This window comes from Myxococcus sp. MH1 (assembly GCF_059738865.1).
Genome location: NZ_AP026947.1, coordinates 5,314,981 through 5,328,450 on the forward strand (window position 1 = coordinate 5,314,981; position 13,470 = coordinate 5,328,450).

Annotated in this window: 6 protein-coding genes; 4 read left to right on the forward strand and 2 right to left on the reverse strand. The window is 70.1% G+C overall.

The genetic code is table 11. From position 1 onward, the window contains the following. Positions 1-82 precede the first annotated feature (82 nt). Entirely contained in the window at positions 83-5,314 is a 5,232-nt protein-coding gene (locus AC6JA9_RS21025; protein WP_497960568.1) for a copper oxidase, read from the reverse strand. A gap of 518 nt (positions 5,315-5,832) precedes the next feature. On the opposite strand from AC6JA9_RS21025, the gene AC6JA9_RS21030 reads away from it, so the two are divergent. The 3 genes from AC6JA9_RS21030 (at position 5,833) to AC6JA9_RS21040 (ending at position 11,698) form a co-directional block, all read left to right on the forward strand. Next, positions 5,833-10,041: a lamin tail domain-containing protein gene (locus AC6JA9_RS21030; RefSeq protein WP_497960569.1), complete on the forward strand. Its 4,209-nt coding sequence runs from the start codon at positions 5,833-5,835 to the stop codon at positions 10,039-10,041. Positions 10,042-10,126: 85 nt separating this feature from the next. Beyond that, complete coding sequence (locus AC6JA9_RS21035) at positions 10,127-10,909, forward strand: exodeoxyribonuclease III (RefSeq protein ID WP_223748713.1); 783 nt, start codon at positions 10,127-10,129, stop codon at positions 10,907-10,909. 18 nt (positions 10,910-10,927) lie between these two features. Next, entirely contained in the window at positions 10,928-11,698 is a 771-nt protein-coding gene (locus AC6JA9_RS21040) for a lysophospholipid acyltransferase family protein (protein ID WP_141327203.1), read from the forward strand. A 22-nt stretch (positions 11,699-11,720) separates the two neighbouring features. Here the strand turns inward: AC6JA9_RS21040 and AC6JA9_RS21045 are convergent, their stop codons facing one another. Beyond that, positions 11,721-12,251 (reverse strand): hypothetical protein, encoded by a 531-nt coding sequence (locus AC6JA9_RS21045; RefSeq protein ID WP_223748712.1) that lies wholly within the window; start codon positions 12,249-12,251, stop codon positions 11,721-11,723. Between the two features lie 261 nt (positions 12,252-12,512). On the opposite strand from AC6JA9_RS21045, the gene AC6JA9_RS21050 reads away from it, so the two are divergent. Continuing rightward, positions 12,513-13,463: a hypothetical protein gene (locus tag AC6JA9_RS21050; RefSeq protein ID WP_473565472.1), complete on the forward strand. Its 951-nt coding sequence runs from the start codon at positions 12,513-12,515 to the stop codon at positions 13,461-13,463. Positions 13,464-13,470: the final 7 nt, after the last annotated feature.

Genomic DNA, 13,470 nt, shown 5'->3' on the forward strand with positions numbered 1-13,470 from the left:
GGAGGGTGCTTCGAGACGACGAGAGGACGGGGCGGCGCGGCGCCGACTCGCGCCACGCCGTCCGAGGGTTGCCACACGCGCGCTACTCCACCCGGAGCACGCCCCACAGACCGCCGCCGCTCCACAGGAAGCTGGAGTGGTCGCGGTACAGGTAGTCACCCGAGGACTGGGTGATGCCCCCGGCGCCGTACTCGGGAATCATCGTGTACGACTGCATCACCGACGCGCCGCCCTGCGTGGAGATGATGGGCGACGAGGCGTTGGGCCCCATCACCCGCGACTGGCTGCCCGCGCGCCAGGGGTTGCGGCGCCACTCCGCGCCGTGCACGGAGAGCGCGTGCTGACGCGAGTGTCCTGACGGGTGACCGAAGCGCCAGCGCAGCGGGTCTCCCGGCTTCGCCCGGAACAGCGGCGTGGCCGGGTCCAGGTGCACGCTGGAGGCGAGGATGTGGTGCAGGTCGAAGTCGTTGATGGCCTCGGGGCTCGTCTGCGGCGGCACGCCCAGCCGGGCCCACAGCGGCTCGGTGCGGTAGTTGAACGCCTTCTGCCCGGTGTCCTGCGAGTCGTCGATGCCCGCGGTGTTGCGCAGCGCGGTGCCGCTCTCCAGCCCGTCCGTGTCCCAGAAGGTGGAGTCGTCGCTGTGCAGGCCCAGGTCATCTTGGAGGAGGGCGACCAGCTCGCGGAACGTCTCCTGCGTGCCGTCCGGCAGGGTGTGCGAGACATAGGCCTGGGCCTCGGTGCCCGGGTCCGTCATCCAGTACGCGTTCGTCGGCTCGATGATGAGCGCGCCGATGGCGCCGTGCATGCCGTGGTTCACCACGTCCGCCATGTTGCGCAGGTTGACGATGCCCAGCTCCATCGGTGTGCGGCGTCCCCAGGGGAAGGGAATCCCGAAGGGAGAGCTCTTGAACTCGCCCGCGAACCACCGGTACGTGCGCACCCCGCCGGGCGGCACCGTCTGCACGGCGTTGAGGCCCACGTTGGCGCCGTCATCCACGTTCACGTCGTAGTTGACGAGCTGCGGATGCAGCGACACGTGGTTCGACATCCGCACCTGGTTCACGTTGAAGTAGGGCGTGATGGCGGCGTGGTGCGCCCAGGTGTTCTGCTTCGTCAGCGTGCTCGAGGGCAACCGGTTGGTCAGCACCACCTGGACGCACTCACCCGCGCGGGCGCGGAGGATGAGCGGCTCGGGCTTGCGGCTGCCGTTCTTCAGCGCGGCCAGGTGCGCGTCCTGCGCGAAGATGATGGCGTCCGGGTCGTAGATCTTGTGCGCGTCGTTGTAGACGAGCCGCTTGCCGTACAGCCACGTCTTCGCGTCGATGGCGGACACCCGGTACAGCCGCACCGGCGCACCCACGGGGCACGAGTCCGTCTTGACGGGCTTGATGCCGAACCAGCCGAGCTCCTCGTATTTGAGCACCAGGTCCTTGTCGATGCGCATCATCCCGTCGCGGTCCGCCATGACGTGCTCGACCAGGCGCGGCTTCACCGGCTTGCCCTCCTCGTCCACCTCGTACGAGTCCTGGACCGAGTCGCGCTCCTTCTCCGGGTCCATCACCTCCAGGCCCGCCTCCTCGGGCAGGTCCAGCAGCTCCATGGGCGGATACGCCTGCGCCTGGGGCTCCGCGGCGCCTCGCGTGGTGAAGATGTGCAGCTTCGGGTTCTCGTCCGCCGCCAGCAGCGCCACGTCCGCCAGCGAGCGCAGGCCGCGCTGCCGGTGCTTGTACGTGCGGAGGATGCCCCACAGGCCGTTCCACAGGTCCCCCGTGGACGCGCTCATGTACATGTAGTCCGCGGTCTCGTACGGGCCGATGATCTGCGGCAGGCCTCCGGTCAGGTTGAACTCGAAGTGCTCGGAGATGCCGATGGCCTGCGCGTTGTAGTAGCCGCTGTCCGGGTCGTACATCTCCTTGAGCCACTTGTTGCCGTGCAGCGTGAAGGAGTGCTGTTCCTCCTGCGCGCCCTGGATGAGGCGGATGCGGATGTTGTCGCCCGGGTAGCCCGCCATCACCGGCGTGTACGGGTCGCCGTGGATGTCCGAGCGGAACACGTTCGCCATGTCGCCCCGCGCGCCGAGCCGCTGCACGCGCCCGCCGCAGGAGAGCCGGCTGCTGATGCGCAGGGGGATGGGCTCGTTGTGGTAGTTGATGGTCATCCCGCCGGGGTCCGCCGCGCTGATGGCCTCCGGCATGGGCACCGACTCGAAGTCCACGGCCCACGGCAGCTTCGTCTCCTTGTAGTTGGGCGGGTTCACCGGCTGACCACACTCGTCGTACAGCGGCACGTAGTCCGCGAAGGCGAGCCCGAACTCACGGAAGCTGTCGGCGGGGTTGGCGGCGATGATGTCCGCGCGCCAGCTGGTGGGTCCGCCGTCCGCCACGCGCGAGCCGAAGTAGACGCCCGTGCGCGGGTCCCTCCACTTGGAGCCCTCGGGCTCGACGATGAGCGCGCCGTAGAAGCCGTGCTGCTGATGGGACGACGGGCCGAAGTGGTCGTGCGTGAAGACGGTCTCCAGCGGGTGCTTGCGGCCGGTGTTGCTGGGCAGCGGGTCCGCCCACCAGCGCTGCACGGTGGTCTGCGCGGTGCCCGGCGCGCGAGGGATGCGCGGGTGGGTGGCCGGTGCGCTCAGGTACACGCGCGGCCCGGACTCGCCCACCGTGCCGTCCGCAGCGAACGCGCCGCCCGCGGCGTTGGCCAGGTGGATGCGGTGGGCCACCGTGTCCGAGGACAGCGTGCCGTCCTCGTAGTTCCAGCCGTTGCCGGCGCCGTCCGCCGCCATCACGTCGAACTTCACCAGGTGGATGTGCTGCCCGATGACGTCCGTGGGCGTGTAGATCTGGAAGTCGTCTGGGTTGAGGTGCGCGGGGATGATGTTGGTGGCGTAGAAGTTGATGCACTCGCCGGACGCGGCCCGGAAGAAGAAGGGCTCCGGGGCGCGCTTGCCGTCCTGCGTGGCGGCCACGTCCTCGTTGAGCACCATCAGCCGCGCCTGCGGGTCATGCCACCCGGCGCGGTTCACCCGCTGCATGGCGACCTGGAGATACGTCGCGCGGTAGTTGCGCTTCGTGGTGCGCTCGGGGCACGGGTCCGCGAAGGGTGCGCCGGCCACGGGCTTGCGGCCGTTGATCAGGAACCGCCCGGTGCCTCCCAGCGCGGTGTAGCCGGGGTAGTAGCGCGCCATCTCCGCGAAGGCGGGGTCGGCGTGCAGCGGCGCCACCGCGGGCGCGCTCGTCCCGGCGCTGCTGGGGAACTCGCCCGCGTGGAACGCCATGGCGGCCTTCTCCGTGGGCGTGCCGTCGTGGGGCAGCAGCTTGATGTTGAGTGCGGTGGGGTCCACGTCGAAGCGCCCCGAGTTGCCGTAGGCCACCGGGCCCACCGCGTTGGTGACGATGTGCCGCGGCAGGCCGCCGTCGTACTCCAGGTCCAGCGGCGCCTGCGGCGCGCGTCGGCCCGGCATGCCGGCGATGTAGAAGGGGAAGCCCGGGAACGCGGGCCGCGACATGGGGCCCGAGGGCGTGGTCACCGTCGTGGCGACGTACGTGGGCATGGGCGGCATGGCCCGCTGGGGGATGGGGATGACGGCGGGGTTGGGCGTGCCACCGGAGATCTCCGGGTCCGGCAGGCGGCGGTCCTTGGTGCCGGCCTCGAACACGTCGTGCACGCGCCACAGCGCCCACATGCCCTGCGCGAAGTGCGGGTAGAGGTGGCAGTGGTGGATGGAGTCGCCCGCGGTGAAGTTGCGGTTGCCCGAGCCTCCGAAGTTGATGTCGTAGGTGAAGGCGGAGCCGGGACCCACCGTCTGCGAGTCCAGGTAGTTGGAGTCCTCCGCGCCGGGCGAGTACTTCCACTGGTGCGCGTGCAGGTGGAAGACGTGCGTCTCCGCGGGGCCCGCGTGGATGTTGCGGATGCGCACCGGGTCGCCCAGGTAGCTGTGGTGCACGTTGGACGGGTCATCCGGGTAGAGCGCGCCCACGGCCTTGCCGCTGGCGTCCTTCTCCACGTTCATCGCCGGGTCCCCATTCGCCCAGGATTCGAGGAAGAACTCCTCGTACTCACAGGTGACGCAGTCCTTGGTGGGGCCGATCTTCGCGCGGTTGGCGAGCAGCTCCGCGCCCAGGCCCGCGACGCCGTAGTTGACGCCGAAGCCGTCGCGGACGCTGTGGAAGGTGGGGTTCCACTCCAGCTCGTCGAACGCCTGCACCGCCTTGATCTCATCGTGGTAGATGGCGGTGAGCTCGCGGAAGTGGCCCTGGTCGATGGATGAACGGGTACCCATCACCGTGCTGGAGTAGCCGGTGATGATGGCCTCCAGGTCGCCGTGGCGGATCTTGTGGTTGGCGTCGAGGATGGCCAGGTGCGGGCGCCCGGTGTCGTCCAGCTTCGCGTAGTCGATGAGGGGCGTGCCGTCCGGGTTGAGGCCGGTGGTGACGGACTTGAGCACCGACGCGCTCACCTTGGAGCGGTACCAGACGCTCCCGGGAGGCTCGACGTTGACGGCGCCGAAGAGCCCCTGCGCGGTGGAGCCGCCGTCGCCCTCGCCGCCGAACGAGGCGCCCATGCTGTGGAAGAAGAAGACGCCCTCGTGGTCGGCGTACCAGTGGTAGTCCGTCTGGCCGCCGGAGGGGGCCAGGCTGCTGGTGTTCCGGCCCACCCAGGCCCCGTCCGAGTCGATGCTCCAGTACTGCAGGCCCTGGATGTGGAGCGAGGCGTGGCGCGTGGCGGGGGAGTTGTCGCGGTGGTCGTTCTCCGCCTCCAGCTCCTGCCCCCACCAGAACCACCGGCCGCCCACGGCCTTGTTCTGCACCAGGGACTCGACGGGGTCATAGGTGGGCGTCCACACCCACGAGGGCAGCACCTTGCGCAGGAAGGAGAGGGTGGTGGAGCCCTCCGCCTTGCTCACGCCCGGCTGGGACTGGTTCGGGCTCGGGATGGCGGAGCGCGTGGGCGCCAGCCAGTTGAAGAACTTCACGTGGAGGCAGTCCCCCACGTTCGCGCGAAGGGTGAGGGGGCGTGGCCGCTTGCTCGTCTTGAGCCGCGTGTTGCCGGGCCCCAGGGGCTTGCTCGGGCTGATGGGCTCCACGTCCTCCATCAGCGCGTAGATCATCCCCGTGGGGTTGAACGAGCCCAGCCGGTTGTACGTGTACACCTGGTCCAGCGCGACGACGTCCGCGTGGACCGTGCGCGCGCAGCGGGGGGCGGCGACCTTCTGGGGGGAAGGGTCCACCTGCCGCGTCTGCGCCTCCGCCATGGGCTGGTTCCCCGGCGCCGCGGCGACCGTGGACGCGGCGTCCTTGTCGGGCTGGCAGGACATGGTGAGGAAGGTGGTCGCCGCCAGGAGGAGCCGCTGTCGCGCGCGCCCCTCCGGACCTCGGGGCGGAGGTGTTCCACCCGGGTGATGTCGTTTCTCGCTCGAAGACACACTTCCCCCAGTATCGGCCCCCTTCGGGGCGATTCTCTGATTAAGCCGCCAGGCGTGAGACTTCTGTTTCTGAGAGACTTCTCACAAACCCAGACGTTGTCTGTGTCTGGGATTTCTCACTATGGGTGCTTGCCGCCGGAAGTAAACACAGCGTGTAAACACCCGGACTCGCGACACTCCTCGGACGTTCCGTGAGGTTGTCTGAGAAGTTTCAAAGGAACAGGGAGTGCGGGGTTGTCTCGGGCGTACAGGTAATTGTTTGAATTGCCTGAATTTTCCTGGGGTGAAACCCACCCAGTGGGTGGCAATTTGCTACGCCGATGTTGGAATTTTGCCAGCTCGAAGGAGGGGCGACGGTTGTAGGCTGCAGGCCCCCCCGCAGGTCACACCTACTTCGGAGTCTCTCCTTCATGTCTTTCCGCCAATTGCTGGCGCCGCTCACGGCGCTACTCCTGGTCGTCACCGCTTGCGGCGATGATGATCCCCCCAGTCCTGTCTGTGGCAACGGTGTCGTCGAGCGCGGCGAAGCCTGTGACGACGGAAACACCACCAACGGCGATGGGTGTGAGAGCTCATGTCAGCCGACCCCGAGGCCGGATGCCGGTCCGGGCGGAGGCGACGGCGGCCCGGGCGAGCCCGATGCGGGTCCGGGTGAGACCGACGGTGGCCACGTCGAGCCCGACGCGGGCCCCGGTGAGACCGACGGTGGCCATGTCGAGCCCGACGCGGGCCCTGGTGAGACGGACGGTGGCCATGTCGAGCCCGACGCGGGCCCCGGTGAGACGGATGGCGGCTCGGGGATTCCCGACGCGGGTCCGGGCGAGACGGATGGCGGCTCCGGTACGCCCGACGCGGGCCCCGGTGAGACGGACGGTGGCTCGGGGACTCCCGACGCCGGTCCGGGTGAGACGGACGGCGGCTCGGGGACTCCCGACGCGGGTCCGGGTGAGACGGACGGCGGCTCGGGGACTCCCGACGCCGGCCCGGGTGAGCCCGATGCGGGTCCGGGGGGGGGCACCGTCGTGATGTGCCCCGCGGCGAACCTGCCTCCTCCGACGACGGGGAGCTGCACGGTGACGTCGGGTAGCGCGGCGAAGCTGTTCACGGGCATCGTGCTCGCGCCCGACAAGGTCTATCACGGGGGCCAGGTGCTCGTGGACTCCGCGGGTGTCATCCAGTGCGTGAGCTGTGATTGCTCGCAGGCGGCGGGCGCGGCCTCGGCCACGCAGGTGACGTGCCCCCAGGCGGTGGTGTCGCCGGGTCTCATCAACGCGCACGACCACATCACCTTCCAGAAGGCGCCCTTCGCCCGGACGGATGAGAAGTACGAGCACCGCCACGACTGGCGCCAGGGCAACAACCAGCACACGCGTCTGCCCGCGGGCAACACGGTGGGCGCGGACGGCATCCGCTGGGCGGAGCTGCGCCAGGTCATCGCGGGCACCACGTCCATCGCCGGCTCCGGCGGCGCCAAGGGCCTCCTGCGCAACCTGGACGCGCCGAACACGTCCGACACGGGCACCAACCAGGAAGGCCTGGGCGCGGGCTCGGGCGCGGAGTATCAGACGTTCCCCCTGGGTGACTCGGATGGTCGCGAGCGCGCGAGCGGCTGTGATTACGAGCGCGTCGACTCTCCGTCGGTCATCCCGGCCGCCTCGGCCTACCTGCCGCACATCGCCGAGGGCATCGAGACGAGCGCGCGCAACGAGTTCCTCTGCCTCTCCGGTCAGCAGTCCGGTGGCCAGAACATCCTGAGCTCCCGCACCGCGCTGGTCCACGGCATCGGCCTGAGCGCCAGCGACATCCGGATGATGGCCACCTCGAGCACCAGCCTGGTCTGGTCGCCGCGCTCCAACATCGGCCTGTATGGCGATACCGCGGCCATCCCGCTCTACAAGTACCTGGGCGTCAACATGACGCTGGGCACCGACTGGCTGCAGTCCGGCTCCATGAACATCCTGCGCGAGCTGCGCTGCGCGGACGACCTGGACACCGATTACTTCAATGACTCGCTCAGCGACGCGGAGACGTGGGCGCTGGTGACGGGCAACGCGGCGCATGCCTTCCAGGCGACGAACACCGGCGCGCTGGTGCCGGGCAAGGTGGCGGACGTGGCCATCTTCCGGCTCAACGGCCACCAGGCCTCTCCGCACCGCGCCGTCATCCGGGCGGAGCCCGCGGACGTGGTGCTGACGATGCGCGGCGGCAAGGCGCTCTACGGCGAGACCTCCGTCATCTCCGCCCTGAGCGGGGCGGGCTGCGACACGCTGGATGTCTGCGGCGTCGAGCGCTCGGTGTGCCTCCAGACCGAAATCAGCATGTCGCTGTCCACGCTGCAGTCGCGCAACTCCGGCGCCTACCCGCTGTTCGCGTGTGGCGTGCCGACGGATGAGCCGACGTGCGAGCCGTCCCGCACCTCCACCAACGCGCGCTGGCCGGCCTCCGTGTCGGGCTCCACCGTGTACTCCGGTGGCCTGTCGGGCGCGGACGTCGATGGCGACGGCATCCCCGACGAGGTGGACAACTGCCCCGGCGTGTTCAACCCGGTGCGCCCGATGGACCAGGGCGTGCAGCCCGACGTCGACGGCGACGGCGTGGGTGACGCGTGCGACGTGTGCCCGTTCGCGCCCGGCACCACCGAGTGCACCCGCCCCGACCCGAACGACACCGACGGTGACGGCGTCCCGAACGCCTCGGACAACTGCCCCAACACCCACAACCCGGACCAGGCGGACTCGGATGGCGACGGCAAGGGCGACGCGTGCGACCTCTGCCCGACGCCCAACCCGGGTGACGCGGCCTGCTCGCTGTCCATCTACACGGTGAAGCAGCCGGGGCCCGGTGGAACGTCTCCGTGGCTGGGCCAGCGCGTGTTCGTCTCCAACGCCACCGTCACCGGCGTGGGCGCGACGGGCTTCTTCGTGCAGGTCAACCCGTTGGATCAGGGCTACCAGGGGCCGGACTACTCCGGCGCCTTCGTCTTCACCCGCACGGCGCCGCCGAGCACCGTGATGGCCGGCTCGCGTGTGAACGTCGACGCGACGGTGGCCAACTACTTCGGTCAGCTCCAGCTCGCCTCACCCTCCGTGGAGGTGGTCTCCCAGGGCAGCACGCTGCCTCCTCCGCAGGTGGTGACGCCCGCCGAGGTGGCCACGGGGGGCTCGCGCGCCACGCCGCTGGAGGGGGTGCTGGTGCGCGTGTCGCAGGTGCAGGTGACCCACACCGCGCCCGCCCCGGGTGGCGGCGACTCCGCGCCCACCGGTGAGTTCGAGGTGGACGGCGCGCTGCGCATCAACGACTACCTGTTCTCGTTCCCGCTGCCGGCGCTGGGAGACCGCTACTTCTCCATCACCGGCGTGCTGGAGCTGCGCAACGACCACTCGAAGATCGAGCCGCGCTCGGCCGCGGACCTCGTGCCCGCGAGCGCGGGCGAGGTGTCGCTGGCGTCGCTGGCGCCCACGGGCGTCTTCGTGCGCTCGGGCGTCAACGGCCCCACGTTCCCGGAGCCGCTGACGGTGACGCTCACCGGACCGGTGACGGTGGACACGGTGGTGACGGTGGTGTCGTCCAGCCCCGCCGTCTCCGTGGTGGGGGGCCAGGTGGTGATCCCCGCGGGCGAGCGCTCCGCGGTGGTGCTCCTGAACACCGACTCCGCGTTGGACCCGGACGCGAAGAAGGCCACCCTCACGGCCACGCTGGGCACGGTGTCCCGCGACGCCACGGTGACGGTGCTGGCGGTGGACCAGCCGGCGGCGCTGGAGCAGCTGTCTCCCGAGCTCGTCGTGGTGACGGGCGGCGGGACGGCCACGCTCACGGTGACGCTGGATGTGCCTCCGTCGGTGGACACGGTGGTGAGCCTGTCCGTGCAGCCGGCCAGCCTGGGCGCGGTGCCGGCCCAGGTGGTGGTGCGCGCCGACACGCTGTCCGCGAAGTTCGACTTCACGGCGGCCAACGTCAGCGGCGAGGGCCAGGTGGTGGCGAGCCTGGGCGGCGACTCGGTGTCCGCGCAGCTGCGCGTCACGGAGCAGCCCGCGGGCGCCAACCACGTGGTCATCAGCGAGGCGGCGCCGGCGGGCCCGGGCGGCGCGAACGACGAGTTCGTCGAGCTGTTCAACCCGACGACGAGCCCGGTGGACCTGTCCGGCTGGAAGCTCCAGTACAAGAGCGCGACGGGCACCACGTACCTGTCGTTCACGCTGCCCGCGGGGTCGGTCATCCAGCCCCGGGGCTTCTTCCTGGTGACGCATCCGGACTACGCCGGCTCCGTCGCGGGTGACGCGAACTGGGGTCCGGCGTTCTCCATGTCCGCCAGCCGCACCGGCGGTGGCAACCTGCGCCTGGGTGGGCCGGCGTTGACGACCACCAACATGAACGACCCGGCCAAGGTGGACGCCTTCGCCTATGGAACGGGCAATGCCCCCGAGGGCACCGCCTTCCCGACGGTCCCCGCGGAGGCCGGCTCCTTCGAGCGCAAGGCGACCGTCTCCTCGACGGCGGCCACCATGGAGGGCGGCTCGGACGCGGCTGCGGGCAACGGGTATGACTCCGACGACAACGCGTCCGACTTCATCCTCCGGACGCAGCGCCAGCCGCAGAACAGCGCCAGTCCCACGGAGTAGTTGACTCAGGGCCTTCCGGCCCCTACCGGGTCCATCAACCGGTAGGGGCTGGAAAACCCGGCGCGGCCGGGTCATAAGCGTTCCCGTGCGAGTCGTCTCATGGAACGTGAATGGGCTGCGCTCGGCCCATACCAAGGGCTTCCTGCCCTGGCTGTCGGGCGCCCGGGCGCAGGTGGTGGCATTGCAGGAGGTGCGCGCGCGCCCCGAGCAACTGCCGGATGAGGTCCGTGCTCCGGCCCGGTGGAAGACGCACTTCTCGGCCGCGGAGCGTCCTGGCTACAGCGGAGTGGGGCTGTTCTCCCGCGACGAGCCGGACACGGTGGAGACCCGGCTGGGAGTCCCGGAGATGGACGCGGAGGGGCGGCTGCAGCTCGCCCGCTTCGGCAAGCTCACCGTGGCCAACGTGTACTTCCCCAACGGCAACGGGAAGGACCGTGACCTGAGCCGCATCCCGTTCAAGCTCGCCTTCTACCGACGCCTGTTCGACCAGCTGGAGAAGCCGCTGCGCGACGGTGAGCGGCTGCTCGTCGTGGGCGACTTCAACACCGCGCACCAGGACATCGACCTGGCCCGGCCCCGGGAGAACCGCGAGACGAGCGGCTTCCGTCCCGAGGAGCGCGAGGAGCTGGACCGCTGGCTGCGCGCCGGCTGGGTGGACAGCTTCCGACACTTCCACAAGGGCGCCGGCCACTACTCGTGGTGGAGCCAGCGCTTCGGCGTGCGCGAGAAGAACATCGGCTGGCGCATCGACTACGTGCTGGCGTCCCCCGCGGCCATGGCCTTCGTCAAGCGCGCCGCCATCCACCCCGACGTGTCGGGCTCCGACCACTGCCCGGTGAGCGTGGACCTGGACTCCGCCGTCCGCTGACCCCCCTCGAGGCTCTCAATGAACGCACTGCTCTCCATCTGGACCTGGGTCGAGATTGGCATCGTCGCGCTGGTCGGCTTCTTCGTTCAGCTCGTCATCGCCGTCTTCACGTTGCCGTTCGACAAGAAGCGCTACGCGGTGGGGCGGTGCTTCCGCATGGTGGGCGTCACCGCCGCGAAGCTGACGCCGTACTGGCGCTTCGGCATCCACGGGCCGGTGCCGGACCAGGTGGCCCCCAACACGGTGGTGGTCAGCAACCACGAGTCCAACGCGGACCCGTTCCTCATCTCCCGCCTGCCGTGGGAGATGAAGTGGCTGGGCAAGGCGAGCCTGTTCAAGGTGCCGGTGGTGGGGTGGATGATGGGCATCGCCGGGGACATCCCCGTGCACCGCGGCGACAAGGAGTCCGCCACGGGCGCCATGGCGCGCTGCAAGCAGTGGATGAGCAAGGGCATGCCGGTGATGATCTTCCCGGAGGGCACCCGCTCGAAGACGGACGAGCTGTTGCCCTTCAAGGACGGCGCCTTCCGCCTGGCCATCGAGCAGCAGGCGGACGTGCTCCCGCTGGCGGTGAGCGGCACGCGCAAGGCGCTGCCCAAGCACTCCTGGCGCTTCTCCACCTCGCGCGGCCTGGTGACGGTGGGCACGCCCATCTCCACCAAGGGCATGACGCTCGATGACGTGGAGAAGCTCAAGACGCTGGTGCGCGAGCAGATCCTCGCCCTGCGCGCCACGCTGCAGCCGCTCACCCAGGATGCCGCGACGCCGGGGACTCCCAGCGCCGCGTAGCGGCTTCGACGAGGCACGCCGCTCAGGCGTCCGTGACTTCGTTGTCGATGATGTGGCAGCCCGACTCCTCGTCGAGCGCGTCCTCGATGAAGCCGCGCAGCAGGTCCTTCCCGCCGATCTCGAAGGACAGGCTGATGCGGTCGCCCTCGATGTGGACGTCCTTGTCGGTGGTCAGCTTGCCGCCCAGGGCCACGGCGCTGCCCTCGACGCGGGCGTTGCCCCGGAGGCGGACCTCGCCGCCCATGGACACCGCGTCGCCCTTCACCACGGCGCCGGCCTCCACGATGACGCGGCCCCGGATGGCGACCGCGTCGTCGACGGTGGCGCCCTTGCGGATGATGATGTCGCCCTCCACGGCGACCACGTCCTTGGCCTTCTCGCCCGCCTCGATGACCAGGTCCGTGCCCTGCACCACGCGGCTGCCGTCCTTGGCCGTGGTGTCGCAGACGACCTTCACCGGGGAGGTCGACTTCCTGGCCGCGTCATCGCCGGCGAAGGCGGGCAGGGCCAGGGTGGACGCGAGAGCCAGAGTGGAAAGGAAGCGTGAGCGCATGGACGGCTCCTGGGGACGACCGGGTTGAGAGGTCTACGCGGCAGGCCCACACCCATTGCATGGGTTTGTTTCCCTCCCGGGAGGCAGGTCGGGGCGCGCGGCTTGCAGTAGGGTGGGGGAGGCCCTGGCCCGCACGCCCCGAGGTTTCCCCTGGCCACATCGTCGACGCAGCAAGACTCCTCCTCGCATGACCTGACCATCTGGGCCTATGCCTTCGGCTATTTCGCGGCGTATGCCCCGTACAGCGCGCTGACGAAGGCGTTGTCGAGCGGCTCCCTGCCGGGCATGGAGGAGGGCATCGTCGGCTTCACGCTCCTGCCGGTGAGCGCGGCGACGTCGATGGTGGGGATGTTCGTCTTCCTCTCGCTCAAGCGCTGGTGGCGCTTCGCGGCGCACCGCCAGGTGCTGGGCCTGCGGGTGCCCTCGCCGGGGGCGTGGACGTTCCTGTCGGGGATGTGCTCGGCGGCCATCATCGGCACCACGACGCTGGCGTACACGCTGGAGGGCACCTCCATCGTCTTCATGATGCTGCTGATGCGCGGCGGGGTGCTGGTGCTGGCGCCCATCGTGGACGTGCTCAGCCGCAGGCACGTGCGCTGGCCCTCGTGGGTGGCGCTGGGGCTGAGCTTCGCCGCCGTGCTCGTCGCGTCGGGGAAGGACGCGCGCGCCACCCTGACGTGGGTGGCCGCGCTGGACGTCGGCGTGTACCTGCTGAGCTACTTCATCCGCCTGCGCGCGATGAGCCGGCTGGCCAAGTCCGAGGACAAGAGCCTGTCCATCCGCTACTTCGTGGAGGAGCAGATGGTGGCCACGCCCTTCCTGGTGCTGGTGCTCGGGCTGGTGGCGGTGTGGGGCGGCGCGGGGCCGGCGCTGGACATCCGCGAGGGCTTCACCGGCATGTTCGCCCGCGGGCGGCTCTTGGAGGAGATGCTGGTGGGGCTGTTGTCCCAGGGCACCGGCATCTTCGGTGGGCTCATCCTGCTGGACGCGCGGGAGAACGCGTTCTCCGTGCCGGTGAACCGGGCCTCCAGCGTGCTCGCGGGCGTGGTGGCCACGCTGGGGCTGTCGCTGTGGCTGGGGCTGCCGGGCGTGGGGCCGCGCGAGCTTCTGGGCGCGGCGCTGGTCATGGTGGCCATGACGGTGCTGGCGGTGCCCACGGTGCTCGCGGCGCGCCGGCGCGAGGCCGCCCTGAAGGCGGCGCTCGGGCCTTGAGTCCCTG